Source organism: Streptococcus sp. SG2 (assembly GCF_030439925.1).
GTDB lineage: Bacteria > Bacillota > Bacilli > Lactobacillales > Streptococcaceae > Streptococcus > Streptococcus gordonii.
On the sequence record NZ_JAQFJD010000001.1, the window covers coordinates 291,946 to 316,404 of the forward strand.

Below are 24,459 nucleotides of genomic sequence, written 5' to 3' on the forward strand. Positions count from 1 at the left end.
GTAAAAAGAAGCGTATTGTACTTTCGTGTCTAGGTTTGGGCGCGTTTTTCTTTTGGAAAAATTCCCCAAGCAAAATAATTACGGAGGTGAACACACTAATGAGTGAAGCAATTATTGCTAAAAAAGCGGAACTAGTTGACGTAGTAGCTGAAAAAATGAAAGCCGCTGCATCAATTGTCGTTGTTGACGCTCGTGGTTTGACAGTTGAGCAAGATACAGTTCTTCGTCGTGAGCTTCGTGGAAGCGAAGTTGAGTACAAAGTTATCAAAAACTCAATTTTACGTCGTGCAGCTGAAAAAGCTGGTCTTGAAGATCTTGCATCAGTTTTTGTTGGACCATCTGCAGTAGCATTTTCTAACGAAGATGTTATCGCACCAGCGAAAATCTTGAACGATTTTGCTAAAAACGCTGACGCACTTGAAATCAAAGGTGGTGCAATCGAAGGCGCTGTCGCATCAAAAGAAGAGATTCTTGCACTTGCAACTCTTCCAAACCGCGAAGGACTTCTTTCTATGCTCCTTTCTGTACTTCAAGCGCCAGTGCGCAACGTTGCACTTGCTGTCAAAGCAGTTGCAGACAACAAAGAAGACGCAGCTTAATTTTAAGCTACGCAGCGTAGCCTAGCTACGAAAAAATATTTAAAATTAAAAAACTTATTTGGAGGAAATAACAATGGCATTGAACATTGAAAACATTATTGCTGAAATTAAAGAAGCTTCAATCCTTGAATTGAACGACCTTGTAAAGGCTATCGAAGAAGAATTTGGTGTAACTGCAGCTGCTCCTGTAGCTGTAGCTGCTGCTGGTGCTGCTGACGCTGGTGCTGCTAAAGATTCATTTGACGTTGAATTGACAGCTGCTGGTGACAAAAAAGTTGGCGTTATCAAAGTTGTACGCGAAATCACTGGTCTTGGTCTTAAAGAAGCTAAAGAACTTGTTGATGGTGCACCTGGAATTATCAAAGAAGGCGTTGCAACTGCAGAAGCTGAAGAAATCAAAGCTAAATTGGAAGAAGCTGGAGCTTCAGTTACTCTTAAGTAATAGAGTTTCCAATCAAAAATCAAACCGAAGTTTAGGCTTCGGTTTTTTTAGTATGTGATTTTTAGTTTATATCATTTTCTAAGGTTTAAAAAAAGAATCTCCTCTTCTAATAAGACTATATAACTCGCAAAAATCAATTTCCCTTTTCAGGCTATTGTTAGATAGTGAAATTTTTGTTATAATAGCAATATCAAATTTATAGGAGTATACAATGAAATCTATCAAACGTATTGTTTTAGCTACAATTTTTGCAATTGGTGCTATTATCCTTGTAGCATGTTCTGGTGCTGCTAAGAGCGACAACGGAACTTATGTTTATGAAGCTTCTAAGGATTTTATTAAGAACACACTTAAGGAGCAAGGTGCTTCAAGTGAAGAAGCAGAAAAATACGCTGATCAATTTTCTTTGAAAATGACGATTGAAATCAAAGATACCAAAGGTAAAGTAACTCTTGAAGCTAAAGCTATGGGCAATAAGAAAAATCAAGATTATAAATTGAAAGTTGATCAAAAGAATAAAACTCTTGAATCAGAAAAGGGTGGCAACGACAAAGTTAAGTACAAAATTGATGGTGATGTCTTGACATTGGATCTTTCTCAGTTGGAATCTGGTCAAGCTGACAAAGCTACTTTGGCAATCTTCAAAGATGCTAAGTTTAAACGAACTAAATAGTGAACGAAGTGAGATTTTTAATCTCACTTTTTTCAATGGTTTATGACTTGCAAAATTAATAGCAGATATGAATAGCTTTATTGAAACTACAAACTTTCAAAGAAGATATGCTCATTTTCTTCAGATTTCTCTTGCAGAAAAGAGATAGCTTTTGGTATAATATTGATGAATTGAAGCAAAGGAATTCAATTTTTCAGTTGTGTATGAAAAAGTGCTGGGGAGTGCTTTTTTATTGTTTAAAAATGATTTTTAGGAGGAGAGATGAAATATATTTGGTCTTATTTAAGAAGATATCCTAAATGGCTCTTATTGGATTTCATAGGAGCGATTTTCTTTGTTATTGTAAATTTAGGCCTTCCTACAGTTCTTGCTCGTATGATTGATGAGGGGATTAACCAAGGAGATACCAGTCGTCTGTATTTTTGGGCATTTATAATGTTATTAGTTATTGTAGCTGGAGTCTTTGGTAGAATTGTCCTGTCCTATGCAGCTGGCAAATTAACGACTAGTATGGTTCGGGATATGAGAAATGATCTTTACGCTAAGCTACAAGAGTATTCTCATCATGAATATGAACAGATTGGTGTGTCTTCGCTTGTGACACGGATAACAAGTGATGCTTTTGTTCTCATGCAATTTGCTGAGCAGAGCTTAAAAATGGGGGTTATTACGCCCATGATGATGCTTTCAAGTGTTTTTATGATCTTTTTAACAAGTCCGTCCTTGGCTTGGATTGTTGCCATTTCTGTTCCTTTTTTGGCGGTAGTGGTTTGGTATGTGGCTGTTAAGACACGTCCTCTATCAGAGAAGCAGCAAAAAACTTTGGATAAAATTAACCAATATGCTAGAGAGAATTTAACAGGTTTACGGGTCATTCGTGCATTTGCAAGAGAAGAGTTTCAAGAGGAGCGCTTTGCTTCAGAAAATGAAATCTATGCTGACAATTCCAATAAATTGTTCAAACTGACAGGATTAACAGAACCTTTATTTGTTCAAATCATTATTGCCATGATTGTCGCTATTGTTTGGTTTGCTTTGCAGCCTTTAGGAAGTGGTGAATTAAGAATTGGTGACTTGGTTGCCTTTATTGAGTACAGTTTTCATGCTTTACTGTCTTTCTTATTTTTATCAAGTCTCTTTACCATGTATCCTAGAACAGCCGTCTCTAGTGAGCGTCTAAAGGAAGTTATGGATATGCCTATCTCCATTAATCCTAATGAAGATGGTATTACTGAAACTGAAAGCCATGGTTATCTAGAGTTTGACAATGTAACCTTTGCTTATCCAGGGGAGACGGAGAGCCCGGTCCTTCATAATATTTCTTTCAAGGCCAAACCTGGTGAAACTGTTGCCTTTATTGGTTCTACAGGATCAGGTAAGTCTTCCTTAGTACAATTGATACCACGTTTTTATGATGTTACTCTAGGGAAAATTTTGGTAGATGGAGTTGATGTTCGAGACTATCAACTTAAAGCCTTGCGTCAAAAGATTGGTTTCATTCCCCAAAAAGCTCTGCTATTTACAGGTACCATCGCAGAAAACTTGAGGTATGGTAAAGAAGATGCCAGTCATGAAGAACTAAATCAAGCTGCAGATGTGGCTCAAGCTAAAGAATTTATCGAAAGTCGTGAGGAGCGATTTGAAACACACCTGGCTGAAGGAGGAAGCAATCTTTCTGGAGGTCAAAAACAACGTCTGTCAATCGCTCGTGCTGTTGTAAAAGAGCCGGATATATATATATTTGATGATTCGTTTTCAGCTCTCGACTACAAGACGGATGCTATCTTACGTCGTCGTTTGAAAGAAGTAACCCAGAATGCAACGGTTTTAATCGTTGCCCAGCGGGTTGGCACGATTATGGATGCAGATCAAATTATCGTTTTGGATAAGGGTGAAATCGTTGGTCGGGGAAGACATGAAGAACTCATGGAATCCAATGCCATTTATCGAGAAATTGCCCAATCCCAGCTTAACAGTCAGTCATTAACAGAAGAATAGGAGGGAAACATGGAGAAAAAACATTCTTTTGCTCGTTTATGGAGCTATTTAAAAGTCTATAAAGTATCTGTCATTTTAGCTGTTTTCCTCAAGATTCTTAGTGTCGTTATGAGTGTTTTGGAGCCATTTGTGTTGGGGCTTGCAATTACAGAACTGACTAGCAATCTTTTGGATATGGCTAAGGGAGTTGAAGGAGCTCACATTAATGTCAGTTATGTTGGTTGGGTCATGGTCTTGTACTTTGTTCGAGCACTCTTCTATGAAATCGGTTCTTACTATTCCAACTATTTCATGACCAATGCAGTACAAAATACCATTCGGGATTTGAGAAATGAACTCAGCCATAAAATTAATCAGATTCCCGTATCTTATTTTGATAAGCACCAGTTTGGGGATTTACTGGGCAGATTTACTAGTGATGTAGAGACAGTATCAAACGCCTTGCAACAAAGTTTTTTGCAAGTAGTGAATGCTGTATTTACTATTTCCTTGGTTATGTTTATGGTTCTGTATCTAAACCTGTCACTTGCTCTGCTTGTGATTATCAGTATTCCTTTGACCTATTTTGCGGCAAACTTTATATTGAAGAAATCTCAACCTTACTTTAAAAAGCAGGCTGATATTTTGGGAGAAATGAATGGTTTTGTCCAAGAGAATCTAAGTGGTTTTAATGTTTTAAAACTTTACGGAAGAGAAGAGGCTTCCAGTCAAGACTTTGAAGCTATTACACAAAATCTTCAAGAAGTAGGTTTTAAGGCTAGTTTTATTTCAGGTTTGATGATGCCTGTTTTGAACGCGATTTCTGATTTGACTTATTTACTTGTAGCAGTTATTGGTGGATTGCAAGTTATTTCTGGTCAATTAACAATTGGGAATATGCAAGCTTTTGTTCAATATGTTTGGCAGGTTAGTCAGCCAATTCAAAACCTAACACAGTTAGCAGGTCAATTGCAAAGCGCCAAGTCTTCTTTAGACCGGGTTTTCCAAGTGCTGGATGAGGCAGACGAAGTCAATGATGTGTCTGAAAGACTGGAACATGATTTAACTGGTCAGGTCAGCTTTCATGATGTAGACTTTCAGTATGTGGCAGATAAGCCACTCATTCGGAATTTCAATCTGGAAGTCAAACCTGGAGAAATGGTAGCCATAGTCGGTCCGACTGGTGCTGGTAAGACCACATTGATTAATTTGCTCATGCGTTTCTACGATGTGACCAAAGGTGCGATTACGGTGGATGGTCACGATATTCGAGATCTTTCCCGTCAGGACTACCGCAAACAGTTTGGTATGGTGTTGCAAGATGCTTGGCTTTACGAGGGAACGATCAAGGAAAATCTTAGTTTCGGGAATTTACAAGCTACTGATGAGGAAATTGTAGAAGCGGCCAAGGCAGCTAATGTGGATCACTTTATCCGTACATTACCAGGTGGATATAATATGGAAATGAACCAAGAGTCCAGCAATATCTCGCTGGGTCAGAAACAGTTGCTTACGATTGCACGAGCGCTTTTAGCAGATCCTAAGATTCTGATTTTGGATGAAGCAACTTCGTCTGTCGATACACGTCTGGAGCTCTTGATTCAGAAGGCTATGAAGACACTCATGCAAGGGCGGACCAGTTTTGTCATTGCTCACCGACTGTCGACCATTCAGGAGGCAGATAAGATTTTGGTGCTCAAGGATGGTCAGATTATCGAGCAAGGCAATCACGAGAGTCTCTTGGCAGATAAAGGATTTTATTATGACCTTTATCAAAGTCAATTTTCTAAGAAAGCAGAAGAAGCTTGAAAAACTTGCTAAAATGTTTGGTAACTGCTAGAATATTAAACGAAGTGAGGTAGCAATGTCTTTAACTAGTCAAATTATTACAGCAGAATTTCCTGATTTAGATAAGGTAGAAGCTCTTAATCGAGAAGCTTTTCCTGAAGAAGAGAGAGTTCCTATTAGTGAATTTCTCCGCTATACCAATGATGAGCAGTCCCATTTCTTTGCTTTTTACAATGAAGAAGAGTTTGTGGGCTTTGCTTTTGCGATCTACAATGAAAAATGCTTTTATGTTAGTTTTTTTGCGATTATGCCACATCTTCGAAGTCACGGTTATGGTGGAGAAATCATCCATAAACTAACAGAGTTTTACCAAAAAACCATGGTTTTAGAAGTAGAACGTTTAGATGAAGAGTGTGATAATCTAGAGCAACGTCAAGCACGTATGGATTTCTATAAAAGAAATGGATTCAAAACGAGTAATGCTTTTCTAGAATATGATGACCTAAGCTTTGAAATCTTATATTTAGGCGATCACTTTGATGAGGAAGCCTATCGGGATATTTTTCATATGCTCCAAGAGAAGAACTTTTTTGAATTTGAAATTAAGTATAGAAGATTTAGTGATGCGTAAATAAATAAGACCTCTGAACTGTTTTTCAGAGGTCTTTGTCTGAATGTACTTGTCTTTTTTATGATTGATTTGTTCTTGATTTCACTTGTTTTGCAAAATATAATATTTTTGTTATAATGTGAAAATGTTATAAATAAAGAGGAGTTATTATGATAAAAAAAGGTGCCTTAACAGGCTTGCTCTTGTTTGGAATATTTTTTGGTGCAGGAAACTTGATTTTTCCACCATCTTTGGGTGTTCAGTCGGGTTCTAATTTTTGGCCAGCTATTGGTGGCTTTGTCTTGTCTGGGGTCGGGATTGCTGTATTAACCTTGGTTATTGGGACTCTCAATCCTAAGGGATACATTCATGAGATTTCTCAGAAAATTGCGCCCTGGTTTGCTATCGTCTATCTGGTTGCTCTCTATTTGTCCATCGGTCCCTTCTTTGCGATTCCGCGGACTGCAACAGTAGCCTATGAAGTTGGGATATCTCCTTTACTTCCTAAAGATATGACTGGTCTTGGTTTGATTGTTTTTACGACAATTTATTTTGCTGCAGCATATCTGATTTCTTTAAATCCATCAAAGATTTTAGATCGGATTGGTCGCATTCTAACTCCAGTTTTTGCAATTTTAATTATTATTTTAATTATACTGGGTGCCTTTAAATATGGCTCAGCAGCACCTCAGCAGGCTTCAGCTACCTATGTTGCATCAGCATTTGGACAAGGATTCTTGGAAGGATATAATACTTTAGATGCCTTGGCTTCGGTTGCTTTTAGTGTGATTGCTGTAACTACACTGAATCAACTGGGTTTCAAAAATAAAAAAGAATACATTTCAACTATTTGGATTGTTGGACTAATTGTTGCCCTTGCCTTTAGTGCTATGTATATTGGCTTAGGATATCTAGGTAATCATTTTCCAGTTCCTGCTGAAGTGATTGCAAAAGGCAACCCTGGTGTATATGTCCTATCTCAAGCCACTCAAGCTATTTTTGGTCCTACAGCACAAATCTTCCTGGCTGTTATGGTTACGGTGACTTGCTTTACGACTACAGCTGGTTTGATTGTTTCAACAGGAGAGTTCTTTAATAATACTTTCCCCAAAGTCTCTTATAAAACTTATGCAACCATCTTTACTTTGATTGGTTATGCCATTGCTAACCTTGGTTTAAATGCGATTATCCAGTATTCAGTACCAGTTTTGCAAATCCTTTATCCAGTTACGATTGTGATTGTGATGATTGTTATTGTAAATAAATTCTTACCCTTGTCAAAAATTGGCATGCAAGTGACAGTTACGCTAGTGACTTTGATTGCTCTTGCAAGCATTTTGGGTTCTTTATTCAAAGTCAAGGAAGTTATGGATGCAATAAATACTTTGCCTTTTGCCCAAGCTTCTTTGCCTTGGTTACTTCCAGCTCTTTTAGGAATTATTTTGTCACTCATTTTACCTGATAAACAAAAAAGTGAATCTTTTGAAATGATCTAGAGTATAATCCTCAAGTTTTTGTGGCTTGGGGATTTTATTTGTTTCAAGCTCTTGTTGAAGTACTTTGGTATAATATTGTTCTAGTGAATAGCTTTTTTTAGAACAGTTAAGATATATTTATGAAACAGCTTTTTATTTTCTTTAAGGAGGTGTGAATTGAAAGAATGAAAAATAAGAAAAGTTTGATTTTAATCCTTGCTTCTTTACCTTTTCTTTCTATTGCCTTTTATTTCTTTATGATTCCTAGGGATTCTCTTCAAAAAGGTCCCATGTATGAGCTGTTAGAAAAGAAAGGTTTTGTCTACGTTGAAAGCCGATATCATAGTGTCAGAGGAATTGATTTTAAAAATAAAGAGGCTTTTGAAAATGACCAATACCTTATTAAAAACGGAAAATTATATGATGACGTTGGGGAAAAAGATGCAAAAGATCGATTTGACCAGCTTCTTTTAGATGAGTTTTCATTTATCTTGTCTCACCCTAAATTGACGAGCGATCAAATATTTATAAAAAGTTATCAGATCACACTTTCGGCAGATGAAGTTATCAATAAGGATCTGCTGAAGGAAAGGCATATACCAAAACTTGAACGACTTTATTCAATTTATCAAGATAGTTTTAAAAAAGTGAGGATTAGCTTTAATAAAGAAAATTTACCTACGAAAGTTGAACTTTATTATGAGGGTGAAAATGGTCTAGCTTGGTATTCCTGGCGAACCTATTCCTATCCTTACAAGAATGAAGCTGATTTTAGAGAAGACTTGGATAGTGTTTACAAGATATACAAGGATCAACAGAAAATAGAAGCAGATAAAAAGAAAAGTAAAAAGTAGGATTTCTTATCATAGATAATTACCTTCATAACAAAAGGAGTGAGAATGTTTAAAAAATGGTCAAGTTATATTAGGGCTTACAAAGCTCTATTTATCTTTATTGTCCTAGTCATTGTAATACAGAACTTGTTATTTTTTTACACTTTCAAAGCTTCTAGCATTCTTCTGCAAAAACGTTTTGTATTTGTACAGGAAGTGACAGATGTAGAAGAGGAGTTCTATTCGAAAGGAATTGCATTTGATTTAAAGAAAAGGGAATTCTTTGATACTAGTAATGGATGGGCCATTAAAGATGGGCAAGAGTATAGCAAGTATGGGCGAGAAGATGCGCAAGATTCTTATAATAAGGCTCTATACAGCGAAGTTTCCTCAGCTCTTCTTAACCTTAAGGTGACGCCCAATCAAATTAAGAATGCAAATTATGAAATCATCATGTCCCCAGAGACCCTTGTGAATAAATCGCTCTACAAAGCTAAAAGATCTCCAGAATTTGAAGAATTATTCATGGATAAAGAGTTTGGCTTTAGCAAAGTTCGGATATCTTTTAATAAAGATTTTCTTCCTACAAAAATTGATTATTTTTACAAAGGAGAAAAAGGACTTAAGTGGTATACCAAACGTCTGTATTCATATCCTTATGAGAATGAAGCAGATTTTGAAAAGTATTTAAATAGTTATCTTGAACATCTTGAAGAATGGAATAAAGAATATGAAACAGAAAGAGAAGCAGAGGAATCCTAAAATGAATAAAAAGTTCTTTATCAAGATATTAAATTCAAGTTTTTTCAAATCGATCTCCCTATTTTTAGGGAGATTTTTATTTTATACTAAAGTCATAAAAAAACAAACCTAAAGGAGAATCTTATGAAATTCAATACAAATCAAAAATATACCCGCTGGTCAATCCGTCGTTTAAGCGTGGGTGTGGCTTCCGTCGTTGTTGCCAGTGGTTTCTTTTTGCTTGTTGGTCAACCAAATACAGTACATGCAGATGATCTCACCTCAACTACTACTAAAGTTCTTCAAGAAGATTCGTCATTATTAGAAAAGAATGAGTCACCAGAGACAGTTTTAAAAGAAGAAATGGATTCTGCTCTATCTGCAAATCAGTCAGCTCCTAAGGAAGAGGTTGATGAAACTATTTCTCTAGATAAGTCTAGCCTAGCTCCTAAGGAAGAAGTGGTAAAACCAAAAGAAGAACAGACTATAGCAGAAGTTAGCAATCAAAAAGAAGAAGCTAAACCGGAGGCAACTCTTGTTGATGTTTCAAACCAAGATCGTGAAGCGACTACTTCTCAATCGGTAACAACTCCAGATGAAGTTAGAAAAGGAGTTGAAGAAAATACTAAGGACTCAGTAGACGTCCCAGCCAGCTATTTAGAAAAAGCGAACGTTCCTGGTCCATTCTTGGCAGGTGTTAATCAAGTTATTCCGTATGAAGCTTTCGGTGGAGATGGTATGTTGACGCGCCTCTTGCTCAAATCTTCTGACAAGGCTCCTTGGTCAGACAATGGTTCAGCTAACAATCCAGCCCTCTTGCCACTTGAAGGCTTAGCGAAGGGTCAATACTTCTACGAAGTGGATTTGAACGGCAATACTACAGGTAAAGACGGGCAAGCCCTTCTCGACCAACTTCGCGCTAACGGAACTCGCAGTTACCAAGCTACTGTCAAGGTCTATGGTGCTAAAGATGGAAAAGCAGATTTAACCAATCTCGTAGCAACAAAAAATGTAACTGTTAGTTTAAATGGCCTTGTGTCAAAAGAAGCAGTCAAAGATTCAGTCACTAAAAATATCAAAGACCATATTGATGTCCCAGCCAGCTATTTAGAAAAAGCGAACGTTCCCGGTCCATTCTTGGCTGGTGTCAATCAAGTCATTCCGTATGAAGCTTTCGGTGGAGATGGTATGTTGACGCGTCTCTTGCTCAAATCTTCTGATAAGGCACCTTGGTCAGATAATGGTTCAGCTAACAATCCAGCCCTCTTGCCACTTGAAGGCTTAGCGAAGGGTCAATACTTCTACGAAGTGGATTTGAACGGCAATACTACAGGTAAAGACGGGCAAGCCCTTCTCGACCAACTTCGCGCTAACGGAACTCGCAGTTACCAAGCTACTGTCAAGGTCTATGGTGCTAAAGATGGAAAAGCAGATTTAACCAATCTCGTAGCAACAAAAAATGTAACTGTTAGTTTAAATGGCCTTGTGTCAAAAGAAGCAGTCAAAGATTCAGTCACTAAAAATATCAAAGACCATATTGATGTTCCAGCTAGCTATTTAGAAAAGGCAAACGTTCCTGGTCCATTCTTGGCAGGTGTTAATCAAGTTATTCCGTATGAAGCTTTCGGTGGAGATGGTATGTTGACGCGTCTCTTGCTCAAATCTTCTGACAAGGCTCCTTGGTCAGACAATGGTTCAGCTAACAATCCAGCCCTCTTGCCACTTGAAGGCTTGGCGAAAGGTCAATACTTCTACGAAGTGGATTTGAACGGCAATACTACAGGTAAAGATGGACAAGCTCTTCTTGACCAACTTCGCACTAATGGAACATATGCTTACCAAGCGACTGTTAAAGTCTATGGTGCTAAAGATGGAAAAGCAGATTTAACCAATCTCGTAGCAACAAAAAATGTAACTGTTAACTTGAACGGCCTTGTGTCAAAAGAAGCAGTCAAAGATTCAGTCACTAAAAATATCAAAGACCATATTGATGTCCCAGCCAGCTATTTAGAAAAAGCGAACGTTCCCGGTCCATTCTTGGCTGGTGTCAATCAAGTCATTCCGTATGAAGCTTTCGGTGGAGATGGTATGTTGACGCGTCTCTTGCTCAAATCTTCTGATAAGGCACCTTGGTCAGACAATGGCAAAGCGAACAATCCAGCCCTCTTGCCACTTGAAGGCTTGGCGAAAGGTCAATACTTCTACGAAGTGGATTTGAACGGCAATACTACAGGTAAAGATGGGCAAGCCCTTCTCGACCAACTTCGTGCTAATGGCACTCGCAGTTACCAAGCTACTGTCAAGGTCTATGGTGCTAAAGATGGAAAACCAGATTTGACAAATCTTATCGCGACTCGTCAAGTAACGATTCAGCTTCGTGGAAAAGAAATGGCTACAATACCATCTCAAGAAGGTCAAATGAATATGAAACCTTCTACAACACCATCTCAAGAAGGTCAGATGAATAAGAAGCCTTCTGCAACAGATTCTATGAGTACAGCTGAGGGTACGAAGGAAGTAGATCATCGCATGACTGATGTGAAGGGGGAACACCCAACTTCTAAGCCGATGGCAGATATGATGAAAAAAAATGATAAGGCTACGTTACCCACAACTGGTGAAGCTCAAACAGCTACAGCTACCATTGGTTTCTTAGGACTAGCCTTGGCAGGAATTCTTAGCCTTCTAGGTTTGAAAGAAAAACAAAAAGATTAAGGTTCAAATCATTTAAAAATTACTAAAAATAGTGTTATACTAAAGCCAGTATAACACTGTTTTTATCAGGTCGGCATCTGAAAAAACAGGCTCAGAATATAGCTGACAAGGATTTTAGTACAGAGATTGACGCCAAGGGCCCTATCGAATTTCAAGAGTTGGGTCAGGCTTTTAACGATATGTCGCATAATTTGCAAGAAACGTTTGAGTCGCTTAATGAAAGTGAACGAGAAAAAGGAATGATGATTGCCCAGCTTTCTCACGATATTAAAACTCCCATTACCTCTATTCAGGCGACTGTGGAAGGGATTTTAGATGGAGTGATCGAAGAAGAGGAGCAGATTCATTACTTGACCACGATTAGCCGTCAGACAGAGCGTTTGAATAAATTGGTGGAAGAATTGGATGTTTTGACTCTTAATGCCCAGCCTCGAATAGAATCAGATGGAGAAGCTGAAATAGTCTTTCTAGACCAGCTATTGATTGAGGCTATGAGTGAATTTCAACTATTGATTGAGCGGGAGGAGCGGGATATCTACATTCAAGTGTCTCCCAAGTCAGCGAAAATTAAGAGCCATTACGATAAGCTTTCCCGTATTTTGGTCAACTTGCTAAATAATGCCTTTAAATACTCCGAACCTGGAACTAAAATTGAGATCGTGGCTCAATTAACTGAGCAAATCTTGACAATCAGTGTGAAGGATGAGGGACGGGGTATTGCTTCTGAGAATTTGGATAAGATTTTTAAACGCCTTTACCGTGTGGAAACTTCTCGAAATATGAAGACAGGTGGGCATGGTCTGGGCCTTGCTATTGCACGTGAGTTGGCTCATCAGCTGGGTGGGGAAATAACGGTCGAAAGCCAGTATGGCTTAGGAAGCACTTTTACATTTACTCTCAACTTAACATAAATCCACAATAAGTGATAAATATTTTTAACTTTTGATTTAGCAATGATAAAATCAAATTCAAGTTTTTTCAAATCTATCTCCCTATTTTTAGGGAGATTTTTATTTTATACTAAAGTCAGAAATTGATAGAGAGGTTTTTGAAATGGCAACAAGTTTTTTGTTCTTTATTTCAGTTTTTCTGGCGGGAATTCTTTCCTTTTTCTCCCCTTGTATCTTACCACTCATGCCAGTTTACGTAGGTATTCTGCTGGATTCGGATCAGCCGAAAACGATTCGGATTTTTGGGAGGGAAGTTTCCTGGTATGGTATGGTTAAAACGCTTTGTTTTATAGGCGGTTTGTCTACTGTGTTTTTGGTTTTAGGATATGGGGCTGGTGCTTTGGGGCAAGTCCTCTATGCCCCTTGGTTTCGCTACGTTCTGGGCGGGATTGTTATTCTGCTGGGGATCCACCAGATGGGACTTATCAATATCCAACAACTGCAAAAGCAAAAGAGCATTCAACTTAAAAAGAATAGTAAAAGAAGTGACTTTCTTAATGCTTTTCTCTTGGGGATTACCTTTAGCTTTGGTTGGACACCTTGTGTAGGACCTGTCCTAAGTTCTGTTTTAGCTATCGCTGCTTCTGGAGGCAACGGCGCTCTTCAGGGAGGTTTGCTTATGTTGGTTTATACACTTGGATTAGCGCTTCCTTTTCTAGCAATGGCTATGGCTTCTGGATGGGTATTACAACGCTTTTCTAAACTTAAATCACATATGGGAACGCTCAAGAAAATTGGTGGTGCTCTCATTATACTTATGGGAATTTTGTTGATGCTTGGTAATCTAAACGCTTTAGCATCATTATTTGGATAAATATTATATAATTAAAGGAGAAATATCATGAAAAAAATTGCTTCACTTACAATTGCTGGACTTACTATCTTTACTTTAGCAGCCTGCTCTAATCAAAAATCAGATTCTGACATGAAGAAGATGGATGACAGCAGTATGATGAAAAAAGATGAGATGAAAAAAGATGACATGAAAAAAGACGAAATGAAAGACTCTAGCATGTCAGATGATAAGATGAAAAAGGATGATATGAAGGACTCTTCTATGATGTCTGATAGTAAGTCTGACATGAAAGATGATATGAAGAAAGACGAAATGAAGTCAAGTGATTCAGATATGAAGGATTCGTCAGAAATGTCTTCTGACAAATAAGATCATTAGAAAGAGAAGAAGCCGTCATACCTGTCGGCTTTCTCCTTATTTTGAGAGGATGGAAAGCTATGAAAAAAATTACTGTATTAACTCTGGGTTTGCTTTGTGCAGGCTTATTGGGTGCTTGTTCAAATCAGAAGATGGAATCAGAAGCCTCCACTAACGATAAAAGCAGTATGACAACAAAGAAGGATTCTGACCAATCTTCTAAGATGGCTAAAGACTTTAGTCTGCAAGGAGTGGATGGAAAGACCTACAAACTGTCTGATTTTAAAGGAAAGAAAGTCTATTTGAAATTTTGGGCTTCCTGGTGCTCTATCTGCTTATCTACTCTTGGCGATACCAATGATCTGGCCAAGGAGCAGGAAGGGAAAGACTATGTTGTTCTATCGGTTGTGTCTCCAACGTTTAATGGTGAAAAATCAGCCGAAGATTTTAAAAAATGGTACAAGTCTTTGGATTACAAAGACTTCCCTGTTCTCATGGACACCAAGGGAGAATTGCTGAAAGAATACGGTATTCGCTCTTATCCATCTGCACTCTTCGTAGGCAGTGACGGTTCACTTGCCAAGACACATATTGGCTACATGAGCAAGGAAGATATTGAGAAAACACTGAAAGAAATTAAGTAAAGACGAGGTGTAACAAAATGGAATCAAAATGGAAGATGATTATGTTTATACTCGCTTTTCTGCTCTGTTTTGGACTCTTTTTCTTGATTAGAGGATCTATGTCAATTGACTCTTCACATGCCAATGCGGAGCAAATCAAAAAAGCCTCAATGAGTAAGACTGAAGTAGTAAAGAAAAAGAAAGAAGATGTTAAAGAAGCCGATAAGCGGGTAATCTATCTGGCAGGTGGCTGTTTCTGGGGTGTAGAAGAATATTTCTCTAGAGTACCAGGTGTCATTGATGCTGAGTCCGGCTATGCAAATGGTAAGGGTGACACGACCAAATATGAATTGGTTTCTCAAACTGGTCATGCAGAGACGGTAAAAATCACCTATAACGTTAAAAAGATATCTCTCAAAGAAATCTTACTTCATTATTTCCGTATTATTGACCCAACTTCTAAAAATAAACAAGGTAATGATCAAGGTACACAATATCGAACAGGTGTTTATTATAAGGATGAAGCAGATTTGAATACTATCAATCAAGTTTTTGATGAAGTGGCTAAGAAGTACGATAAACCTCTAGCTGTTGAGAAAGAACCATTAAAAAACTATGTTAAGGCTGAAAACTATCATCAGGATTACCTAAAAAAGAATCCTAATGGATATTGCCATATTGATGTTAATCAAGCCGCCTACCCTGTTATTGATGCTAATCGTTATACTAAGCCCAGTGATGAAGAGATTAAGTCCAAGCTCTCTCCTGAAGAATACGCAGTCACACAAAAGAATGACACAGAGCGGGCCTTTTCTAACCGCTATTGGGATAAGTTCGATGCTGGTATCTATGTGGATGTGGTGACAGGCGAGCCTCTCTTTTCATCAAAGGATAAATTTGATTCAGGTTGTGGTTGGCCAAGTTTCACCCGTCCTATCAGTCCTGATGTTGCAACTTACAAAGAAGACAAGAGCTTCAATATGACACGAACGGAAGTTCGCAGTCGTGTTGGAAATTCACATCTGGGTCATGTTTTTACAGACGGACCTAAGGACAAGGGGGGCTTACGCTATTGTATTAATAGTTTGTCAATCAAGTTCATTCCAAAAGCTGAGATGGAGGAGAAGGGCTACGGTTATCTTTTGGATTATGTTTAAGAGCATTTTGATTGGAAATTTGCTATAATAAATCCAGTATAAATAAGGAGTTGAATCTTGTGTATTCAATTATGATTGTAGAGGATGAGTATCTGGTAAGACAGGGAATTGCGTCCTTAGTAAACTATGAACAGTTTGGCATGCAAGTCATTGCCCAGGCTGAAAATGGAAGAGAAGCTTGGCAAAAATTTCAGAAAAATCCTGTTGACATTCTGCTGACCGATATCAATATGCCACTGATGAATGGCCTTGAACTAGCCAAGCTAGCCAGAGAAAAGGCTCCTAAGTGTCATATTGTTTTCCTGACAGGTTATGATGACTTTGATTATGCTAGGACAGCCATTAAACTAGGTGCAGATGACTATCTTCTTAAGCCTTTTTCCAAGACAGATGTTGAGGAAATGTTGGACAAGGTTCAGGCCAAGCTTGATAAGGAACGAAAAAAAGCCCAGATTCAAAATTTGGTCGATCAAGGACAGCACTCTGAGATGGAAGAAGCCATTCATGCACAACTGGCTGATCCAGAATTAAGTCTGAAAAGTTTGGCTTTTCAACTAGGATTTAGTCCATCTTACCTAAGTGTTCTCATAAAAAAAGAACTAGGCTTACCCTTTCAAGATTATTTGATTCAAGAACGGATGAAAAAAGCAAAACTCTTACTCCTGACTACTGATTTGAAGATTTATGAAATAGCAGAGCAGGTGGGTTTTGAAGATATGAACTATTTTTCTCAGCGCTTCAAGCAAGTGGTAGGGCTGACGCCTAGACAGTTTAAAAAAGGAGAGGAGAAATGAAACGCTATCCGCTTCTTATCCAGTTGATCGTTTATATCTTTCTTCTGGTTCTTGTACTCTTGGGACTTGTTGGGAGCCTTTATTATCAGACTAGCTCAGGGACCATTCGGCAGCTGACAGAGAGAACGACGCGCAATAGTATGGAGCAAAGCGGGCAGTTCATTGCTTCCTATTTGCAGAAATTAAAACAAACCACCTCCACACTGAGCAAGGAAGAAGCGATTCGTAAGTTTGCTCAGAATCAAGAAAGCAGTGAAACTCCTGTTCAAACTTTGATGAAAACTATCATTGAAACAGATCCAGATTTAGTGTCGGCAGTATTAGTTACCAAGGACGGGCGCGTGGTCTCGACAGATTCTCAAATCAGCATGCAGACATCTTCTGATATGATGAATGAAAAATGGTATCAGGAAGCTGTCCATACCAGAGCCATGCCTGTTTTGACTCCTGCTCGCAAAGAGTCTCTGTCATCAGAGAAGGAGAAGTGGGTTGTTTCTGTCACTCAGGAGGTAGTGGATGAAGCAGGGCAGAATCTCGGTGTTTTACGTCTGGATATCGGCTATAAGAGTCTCAAAGCCTATCTGGATCAGCTTCAGCTAGGAAAGAAGGGCTTTAGCTTTATTGTTAATAGCCAGCATGAATTTGTCTATCATCCTAAGAAGAGTGTTTATTCCTCCAGTCAGGAAATGAAAGCGATGCAGCCCTATATCTCAGTCAAGGATGGTTATGCAGACCAGAAGCAGGCCTTTGTTTACCAGATTGATATTCCAGATAGTGATTGGACTTTAATTGGCGTTGCCTCATTAGAGCAATTACAGATGCTTCAGTCACAAATGCTTTATTCTTTTGTGGGAATGGGCGTTTTAGCACTCCTGTTGTGCTTGATTGGTATTTGGTTTGTTCTGCGTTTGTGGATTAAGCCTCTCCAGAATCTACAAACAGTCATTCTGAAGATTGGGGCAGGTGACTCAAATTTGCGAGCGGAGGCTAAGGGTTCTCCAGAGTTGGTTGACTTGGCTCAGCAGTTCAATAAAATGCTGGATCAAATCGAACAACTAATGGAAGCTGTCAAGACTGAAGAACAAAATGTTCGTCGCTATGAGCTCCGAGCTCTCTCAGCTCAAATTAATCCCCATTTCCTTTATAATACCTTAGATACGATTGTCTGGATGGCTGAGTTTAATGATAGCAAGCGTGTTGTTGAGCTAACAAAATCACTCGCTCAGTATTTCCGCTTGGCGCTCAATCAAGGACATGAACAGATTGCTCTTAAAGATGAGATTGATCACGTTCGTCAGTATCTTTTTATCCAGAAGCAACGCTATGGTGACAAGCTCCAGTATGCGATTGAAGAGGATGAATCTCTAGCTGATTATAAATTGCCCAAGCTGGTACTTCAGCCTTTGGTTGAAAATGCCATCTACCATGGTATCAAGGAAATTGACCGACAAGGCATGATTCGAGTGACGTCGAAAGTAGAAGAAGGAAAACTGCTATTGTCTATCTATGATAACGGCTGTGGCTTTGATCTCCAAGATTCATCGGAGAAGACGCTTCTTCGCCTAGGTGGTGTTGGTCTGAAAAATGTCGATCAACGCTTGAAACTGCAGTTTGGAGAAGATTACCATATGGAAATCCAGTCGGAGCAAGATATATTTACTCTGATCAAAATATATCTGCCACTATCCAATGATAAATAGTTGTTTATTGAATAAAATAACTTATAGCCGGAGAGAGTTTTTCCGGCTTTTTCTGTTTTATGTTTTTTAATTAAAATTCATCATTTTGTTAGTACGAAAATAATAATAAAAAAATACCGTAGCAAATTTGTGAAAAATAATCCGCTTTCATTTATAATGGTTTATAGAACAGTAGGACTCTCTGTAAAAAGTTCTAAATTGTTTAGAAAAAACTAGTAGAGTTATTGAGAAAATTCATTTCTCATCTCTGTTAAGTAACATAATAAAAAAGAAGGATGGATGATGGAAAGCTTACTTTTCTCAGTTTCAGTTTTTTTAGCGGGAGTGCTATCATTTTTCTCTCCCTGTATTTTTCCCTTACTTCCGGTGTATATCGGAATCTTATTAGATTCAGAGGATAAACCCAGAACTGTTCGATTTTTAGGCAGAGAAATTGCCTGGTATGGACTTGTTAAGACTCTTTGTTTTATTGCGGGAATATCATGTGTTTTCTTCATTTTAGGATTTGGGGCGGGTTTTTTAGGAGCAATTATTAATTCTTCTTGGTTCCGCTATGTTATGGGGATCATCATTATCCTACTTGGTGTCCACCAAATGGAATTAATCAATATTAAACCCTTGCAAATGCAAAAAAATGTCGCCTTTAAAAAAGATAATAAACGCAACGAGTTTCTTTCAGCATTTGTATTGGGAATTACTTTTAGTTTTGGTTGGACTCCGTGTATTGGTCCTATTCTAAGTTCAGTCTTAGCGCTGGCTGCTTCAGGAGGGAATGGTGCTTTTCAGGGAGCTATTCTAACCTTGATTTACACCTTGGGTATGGCCTTACCTTTTCTAATTTTAGCTCTGGCTTCAAGCTTTGTGATGCAGTATTTTAATAAAATTAAACCTTATATGGGACTTCTGAAAAAAATCGGTGGTGCGATTATTATTCTGATGGGGATCTTGCTCATGCTTGGACAATTGAACGCCTTGTCGGGGCTATTTGGATAAGTGTTAGTGCCCCAAACAATTTGAAAAAATTTTATGCTTTTGGGATTTGATATTTTCTAATAAAAGGAGAAAGTGATGAAAAAATATTTAACTTTTGGTGTTGGTTTGTTAGCTGCAGTGTTTTTAACTGCTTGCTCTGACGAGATGGGAATGGAAACAAAAAGCAGTAGCAATCAACCTGCTCAGAATTCTGTCGGTCAGATAGCTGTCGGTCAGGAAGCTCCTGACTTTACTTTGAAGTCTATGGACGGAAAAACTGTTAAGTTATCTGATTATAAAGGAAAAAAAGTTTACTTGAAATTCTGGGCTTCTTGGTGTGGACCATGTAAGAAAAGTATGCCAGAACTAATAGAATTGGCTGGAAAGAAAGACCGCGATTTCGAAATTTTAAGTGTCATTGCCCCAGGAATTCAGGGTGAAAAGTCTGAAACAGACTTCCCTAAATGGTTTGAAGAACAGGGCTATAAAGATGTTCCAGTTTTATATGATAGCCAAGCAACTACCTTCCAAGCCTATCAGATCAGAAGTATTCCAACAGAAATTCTCATTGATAGTCAAGGAAAAATTGGTAAAATTCAATTTGGAGCTATCAGCAACGAAGATGCTGAAGCAGCCTTTAAAGAAATGAAGTAAATAGAATATAAAAAAGAATGGATAAAATTTCCATTCTTTATTTTTACTTAAGCACTTGCGCCAGAAGAGGCATCGGCACCTCCTCCACCATCTCCGTGACCACCAGCATCTGAAGCGCCAGAAGTAGCATCTGCGTCTCCATGACCTCCAGCAGGAGCAAATGGTCCGCTACCACCAACCAAACGTTGACCAGTTTCTTTTAGATACCAGTCAAGCCATGGTTGGAAGTTAAAGACGATTTCATTGATACCAGCGTATGATCCATCAGGATAGTACATCGCTTGGTAGTTGTGGGTGTTGATAACACCTGCAGGTGAACCTGGGACAATTGTCCGTACGTATTCTTGATTTCCATTGCGAAGTGTTCCGATAACCCACTCTACATTCTTCATACGTGCTGGCGGAAGAGAACCATGAACGGTTGACATACGGCTACCTGATTGAGGTGGCACGCGTTTAGCAAACATGGTGTCTGGATCTTGGTGAGCGTTGTTGTAGTAGAGGAATTGGTTGTTATCGTCAGCGTATGTTAATTCAAATGGCATAGCCTTCAAGAACATATCAATCTGGTTAACAGTCAAGATACCATGGTCCAACTTGACATAAGTATCTCCAGAAACAGCTCCAGTGATTTCTGCAACTTTTTCTACCCATTCTGGATCATCCGGATCAACTTCTGTAATCGTTGTAGCGATTGGTTTTCCACAATCTAAGTCTTCAGGTTCAATTGGTTTTGGTTTTTTCAATTTTGAAACCACCTCTACATATTTGATAAAGTTATCTAAGCATGATTCAAGGAATTTAACAGTACCTTCGTTAGTGATATTGCCATCATTGTCAAAAGCTTCTTTTGCTTTTCCTAGAAGAAATTCATTACCAGGTAAAGTATAAGCATTTACACCTGGAGCGTCTAAGATTTTACGCAGGTGAACTTGGGCACGTGATGTCCCTTGGTCGTAGTATGATGCACCCACAATCATGACAGGCTTGTTTTCGAAAGGATGAACCTCGTAAGAGAGCCATTCTAAGACACTCTTCAAAGGAGCGCTGATAGTATGGTTATGCTCAGGTGTTGCGATGATGACTCCGTCTGCACGTGTGATTTTGTTATACAAATAACGCAATTGGAAGCTTTCATCCCATTTTTCATCCTGGTTAAACATTGGGACTTCATCGATTTCTAAGACTTCCAATTCAAATTTAATTTTGAACTGGCGACGGATGAATTCCAATAATTTTCGGTTATATGATTGTTCGTAGTTTGATCCTACAATTCCAACAAATTTCATTCTTTCAGTCTCCTATCTTACAATTTTTCCCAGTCAAATTCTTCAGCATCTTTGCGAAGCAATTCTTGAGCGTTGCGCAATTTGTCAGTGATTTTGACAAAGATACGGAAGTCATCAAAGATAGCATCCAATTTTTTGACAACATCAAGATCCACCAAATCTCCGCTTGGGTCAAAAGCTTGAAGAGAATGTGAGAGCAAGAACTCGTCTGGAAGTACATTTGCCTTGATTTCTGGAGCGTTCAAAATTTGACGGAGCTGCAACTGGGCACGAGAGGAACCAAGCGTACCATAAGAAGCACCAGTAATCATGACAGGCTTGTTCAGCAATGGATAGATACCATAAGAAAGCCAAGCTAGAGCATTCATGAGTACAGCTGGAATAGAGTGGTCGTACTCAGGTGTTCCAATGAGTACACCGTCTGCTGCATTGACTTTCTCGGCAATTTCTGATACTAACTCAGGCACGCTTCTGTCAGCAGGTTTATTAAACATTGGGATATCTTTAATCTCTACCAGCTCGATTTCAGCCTTGTCAGCAAAGTGCTTAGACATATATTGAAGAAGTTGCCGGTTTGTGGAACGTTTAGAATTTGTTCCAACAATTGCGATAAGTTTTAACATAGTAGGTTCCTTTCTGGATTTAGGATATAATTTCTGGGGTAAGACCAGATGAATAAAAAACTTGATTATCTTCTGTAATAACGAAGGCTTCGATTCCATTTTCCTGCTCGACTTTTTCTAAGATAGAACTAGGGTTTTCACCAAATAAGCGCGTTGTCCATATTTCTCCATCAACTGATTTATCTGAAACAATGGTGAGACTGGCTAACTGATTATCAATTGGATAGCCAGTATTTCGATCGAAAATATGATGATAGACTTTGCCATTTGCTTTCAGATTTCTTTCATAGATTCCGGAAGTAACAACGGACTGGTCTTGGATGGACAGTAATGCTAAGTTGTTTCCGCGAGGTAGCTTTGGATTCTGAATACCGATGCGCCATAAACGATTATTTTGTTGGTTATGACCAATAGTCAGAATATTTCCCCCAAGATTGATAAGAGCAGAGGTGACATCTTTTTCTTTTAGGAAATGGGAAATTTTATCAGCGATATAGCCTTTAGCGAGGGCACCAAGGTCAATCTTCATCCCAGACTGTTTCAAAAATACTGAACGGGATATTGGATCTAATTCAATATTTTCGGGGTTGGTCAAGGAAAGAACCTTTTCAATCTCTGAAGCACTCGGAACTCTGGCATCTTTAAAACCAATACGCCAAGTTTGAATGAGGGGCCCTATAGTGATATTGAGATGACTGCCTGGAATAAGACTGTGTTTTTTTCCTAGTTCTATTAGCTCGAACAAATCAGGATGAACACAGATCGGCTCTTTTCCAGCAGCGTGGTTGACCTGCATTAGTTCTGAGCTGTCATCATTAGCGCTGAAACGATTTTCGTATATTTTTAATAAGGAAAAAACCTCATCTAGAAGAAAGTCAGCATTCTCATGTAAAATAGAAATGCTAATTGTTGATCCCATTAAACGAATGGATCTAGAAGTGAGATCCACTTTTATCACAACCTTTCCTAAATAGTTCATAATCTACTTTATTAGTATATCAAAAAGACAACGTTTTCACAAATGAATTTTATATATTTTCAGAAAAAAATAAGTAGCTTTCTTTGCAGATAACCCTACTGTTGATCTGATTTTTAATGAAGGTCTATGACTTGATGTTTTATATGATTTTTAGAAAATTGAAAATTAATGAGCATTTTTGTTGAAACCGCTAACAGATTGATGGTATAATACTCTGGTAAATTAAATTTTAAAGGTGGATTTATTCTATGAGTAAAATTGTTGTAGTAGGTGCTAACCACGCAGGTACAGCATGTATTAATACTATGCTTGATAATTATGGTTCAGAAAATGAAATTGTAGTTTTTGACCAAAATTCAAACATTTCTTTCCTTGGTTGTGGTATGGCTCTTTGGATTGGAAAGCAAATCGATGGAGCTGAGGGCCTATTTTACTCTGATAAAGAAAAGTTAGAAGCAAAAGGCGCAACAGTTCACATGAATGCTCCGGTTCTTTCAATTGATTATGATAAAAAAGAAGTTACAGCATTAGTAGATGGTAAAGAACATGTTGAATCTTATGAAAAGTTAATTTTTGCAACAGGTTCTACTCCAATCATCCCTCCAATCAAGGGTGCTGAAATTGTTGAAGGAAATCGTGAATTCAAAGCAACTCTTGAAAATCTTCAATTTGTAAAACTATACCAAAATGCAGAAGAAGTTATTGAAAAACTTCAAGACAAGAGCAAGCATATTGAACGTGTTGCTGTAGTTGGTGGTGGTTACATTGGTGTTGAACTTGCTGAAGCCTTTGAGCGTCTTGGAAAAGAAGTTATTTTGGTTGATATCGTAGATACTGTCTTGAATGGATACTATGATAAAGACTTTACGCAAATGATGGCTAAGAACTTGGAAGACCACAATATTCGCTTAGCGCTTGGTCAAACTGTACAGGCAGTTGAAGGCGATGGCAAAGTTGAACGCTTAGTAACTGATAAGGAAACATTTGATGTAGATATGGTTGTTCTTGCTGTTGGTTTCCGTCCAAATACAGAATTAGGAGCTGGAAAAATCGAATTGTTCCGTAACGGTGCATTTCTAGTAGATAAGAAGCAAGAAACTTCAATCCCAGGCGTGTTTGCAGTGGGTGACTGTGCAACAATTTATGACAATGCTCGTCAAGAAACAAGTTACATCGCTTTGGCTTCAAATGCTGTTCGTTCTGGTATCGTGGGTGCACACAATGCTTGTGGACATGAATTGGAAGGAATCGGTGTTCAAGGTTCAAATGGTATTTCAATCTACGGCCTTCATATGGTGTCAACTGGTTTAACTCTTGAAAAAGCGAAAGCAGCAGGTTATAATGCAGTAGAAACTGGTTTCAACGACTTGCAAAAACCAGAATTTATCAAGCACGATAACCATGAAGTAGCATTGAAAATCGTTTATGACAAGGATACTCGTATTGTTTTAGGTGCACAAATGGTTTCTCGTGATATCTCGATTTCAATGGGTATCCACATGTTCTCATTAGCAATTCAAGAACAAGTAACAATAGATAAGCTTGCTCTTATGGACTTGTTCTTCTTACCACACTTCAACAAGCCATATAATTACATCACTATGGCTGCACTTTCAGCTGAATAAAACGAAGAAAGCTCCTTTTTGAGGAGCTTTTTGCTTGTCAGTTCCACTTTTAAAAATAGTTTAGGTCCATTTTAAAATATGGTACAA

General features: G+C 38.3%; 22 protein-coding genes, 1 pseudogene and 1 other annotated feature (1 of these 24 only partly in view). Of the genes and pseudogenes, 20 read left to right on the top strand and 3 right to left on the bottom strand.

What is annotated here, in order from left to right; all coding sequences use genetic code 11:
* Window positions 1-60: a sequence feature (ribosomal protein L10 leader region), on the top strand; it begins 76 nt to the left of the window's first position.
* 38 nt (window positions 61-98) lie between these two features.
* From rplJ to sdbB, 19 genes and pseudogenes are all read left to right on the top strand, one after another.
* Window positions 99-599, top strand: a complete 501-nt coding sequence (gene rplJ, locus PCY09_RS01460; RefSeq protein ID WP_012000594.1) for a 50S ribosomal protein L10 — start codon at window positions 99-101, stop codon at window positions 597-599.
* A gap of 73 nt (window positions 600-672) precedes the next feature.
* Window positions 673-1,041 carry a 50S ribosomal protein L7/L12 gene (rplL, locus tag PCY09_RS01465; RefSeq protein ID WP_008808621.1) on the top strand — a complete coding sequence of 123 codons (369 nt, stop codon included), beginning with the start codon at window positions 673-675 and terminating at the stop codon, window positions 1,039-1,041.
* A 211-nt stretch (window positions 1,042-1,252) separates the two neighbouring features.
* Window positions 1,253-1,714, top strand: a complete 462-nt coding sequence (locus PCY09_RS01470; protein WP_012000592.1) for a hypothetical protein — start codon at window positions 1,253-1,255, stop codon at window positions 1,712-1,714.
* Between the two features lie 261 nt (window positions 1,715-1,975).
* On the top strand, window positions 1,976-3,712 hold the full coding sequence (locus tag PCY09_RS01475; RefSeq protein ID WP_125397148.1) for an ABC transporter ATP-binding protein: 1,737 nt from the start codon (window positions 1,976-1,978) through the stop codon (window positions 3,710-3,712).
* A gap of 9 nt (window positions 3,713-3,721) precedes the next feature.
* On the top strand, window positions 3,722-5,500 hold the full coding sequence (locus PCY09_RS01480) for an ABC transporter ATP-binding protein (protein ID WP_096755225.1): 1,779 nt from the start codon (window positions 3,722-3,724) through the stop codon (window positions 5,498-5,500).
* Window positions 5,501-5,555: 55 nt separating this feature from the next.
* Window positions 5,556-6,110: a GNAT family N-acetyltransferase gene (locus PCY09_RS01485; protein WP_008808625.1), complete on the top strand. Its 555-nt coding sequence runs from the start codon at window positions 5,556-5,558 to the stop codon at window positions 6,108-6,110.
* A 149-nt stretch (window positions 6,111-6,259) separates the two neighbouring features.
* Window positions 6,260-7,585 (top strand): branched-chain amino acid transport system II carrier protein, encoded by a 1,326-nt coding sequence (gene brnQ / locus PCY09_RS01490; protein ID WP_125397149.1) that lies wholly within the window; start codon window positions 6,260-6,262, stop codon window positions 7,583-7,585.
* Between the two features lie 164 nt (window positions 7,586-7,749).
* Window positions 7,750-8,418 carry a hypothetical protein gene (locus PCY09_RS01495; RefSeq protein ID WP_125397150.1) on the top strand — a complete coding sequence of 223 codons (669 nt, stop codon included), beginning with the start codon at window positions 7,750-7,752 and terminating at the stop codon, window positions 8,416-8,418.
* A gap of 45 nt (window positions 8,419-8,463) precedes the next feature.
* Window positions 8,464-9,159, top strand: coding sequence for a hypothetical protein (locus PCY09_RS01500; protein ID WP_125397151.1), 696 nt, complete (start codon window positions 8,464-8,466; stop codon window positions 9,157-9,159).
* A 123-nt stretch (window positions 9,160-9,282) separates the two neighbouring features.
* Complete coding sequence (locus PCY09_RS01505) at window positions 9,283-11,853, top strand: fibronectin-binding SSURE repeat-containing protein (RefSeq protein ID WP_301556688.1); 2,571 nt, start codon at window positions 9,283-9,285, stop codon at window positions 11,851-11,853.
* 36 nt (window positions 11,854-11,889) lie between these two features.
* Window positions 11,890-12,764: pseudogene (locus tag PCY09_RS01510) on the top strand (ATP-binding protein); the annotation flags it as partial.
* Window positions 12,765-12,906: 142 nt separating this feature from the next.
* A complete protein-coding gene (ccdA2, locus tag PCY09_RS01515; protein ID WP_301556689.1) occupies window positions 12,907-13,617 on the top strand; it encodes a thiol-disulfide oxidoreductase-associated membrane protein CcdA2 in 711 nt (236 codons plus the stop codon).
* Window positions 13,618-13,644: 27 nt separating this feature from the next.
* The gene (locus PCY09_RS01520; RefSeq protein WP_045635336.1) at window positions 13,645-13,968 is read left to right on the top strand and encodes a hypothetical protein; all 324 of its coding nucleotides are present in this window, start codon (window positions 13,645-13,647) and stop codon (window positions 13,966-13,968) included.
* Between the two features lie 68 nt (window positions 13,969-14,036).
* A complete protein-coding gene (locus tag PCY09_RS01525; RefSeq protein ID WP_012000580.1) occupies window positions 14,037-14,600 on the top strand; it encodes a TlpA disulfide reductase family protein in 564 nt (187 codons plus the stop codon).
* A 17-nt stretch (window positions 14,601-14,617) separates the two neighbouring features.
* Entirely contained in the window at window positions 14,618-15,736 is a 1,119-nt protein-coding gene (msrB, locus tag PCY09_RS01530; protein ID WP_012000579.1) for a peptide-methionine (R)-S-oxide reductase MsrB, read from the top strand.
* Between the two features lie 59 nt (window positions 15,737-15,795).
* A complete protein-coding gene (locus PCY09_RS01535; protein ID WP_125397059.1) occupies window positions 15,796-16,530 on the top strand; it encodes a response regulator in 735 nt (244 codons plus the stop codon).
* Window positions 16,527-18,230, top strand: coding sequence for a sensor histidine kinase (locus tag PCY09_RS01540; RefSeq protein WP_125397058.1), 1,704 nt, complete (start codon window positions 16,527-16,529; stop codon window positions 18,228-18,230). Before PCY09_RS01535 ends, PCY09_RS01540 begins: the two co-directional genes overlap by 4 nt.
* Before the next feature lie 282 nt (window positions 18,231-18,512).
* Window positions 18,513-19,223, top strand: coding sequence for a thiol-disulfide oxidoreductase-associated membrane protein CcdA2 (ccdA2, locus tag PCY09_RS01545; RefSeq protein ID WP_061596672.1), 711 nt, complete (start codon window positions 18,513-18,515; stop codon window positions 19,221-19,223).
* A 75-nt stretch (window positions 19,224-19,298) separates the two neighbouring features.
* On the top strand, window positions 19,299-19,856 hold the full coding sequence (sdbB, locus tag PCY09_RS01550; protein WP_045503064.1) for a thiol-disulfide oxidoreductase-associated lipoprotein SdbB: 558 nt from the start codon (window positions 19,299-19,301) through the stop codon (window positions 19,854-19,856).
* A 47-nt stretch (window positions 19,857-19,903) separates the two neighbouring features.
* On the opposite strand, the gene PCY09_RS01555 is transcribed toward sdbB, so the two are convergent.
* From PCY09_RS01555 to PCY09_RS01565, 3 genes are read right to left on the bottom strand one after another with little or no spacing between them, the layout of a single operon-like run.
* Complete coding sequence (locus PCY09_RS01555; RefSeq protein WP_045503061.1) at window positions 19,904-21,145, bottom strand: NAD(P)H-dependent oxidoreductase; 1,242 nt, start codon at window positions 21,143-21,145, stop codon at window positions 19,904-19,906.
* 17 nt (window positions 21,146-21,162) lie between these two features.
* Entirely contained in the window at window positions 21,163-21,768 is a 606-nt protein-coding gene (locus tag PCY09_RS01560) for an NADPH-dependent FMN reductase (protein WP_125397057.1), read from the bottom strand.
* Between the two features lie 19 nt (window positions 21,769-21,787).
* Window positions 21,788-22,717, bottom strand: a complete 930-nt coding sequence (locus tag PCY09_RS01565) for an FAD:protein FMN transferase (protein ID WP_185760618.1) — start codon at window positions 22,715-22,717, stop codon at window positions 21,788-21,790.
* Window positions 22,718-22,995: 278 nt separating this feature from the next.
* Between PCY09_RS01565 and nox the strand changes: the two genes are divergently transcribed.
* Entirely contained in the window at window positions 22,996-24,372 is a 1,377-nt protein-coding gene (gene nox / locus PCY09_RS01570; RefSeq protein WP_125397055.1) for a H2O-forming NADH oxidase, read from the top strand.
* The last annotated feature ends 87 nt before the right edge of the window (window positions 24,373-24,459 follow it).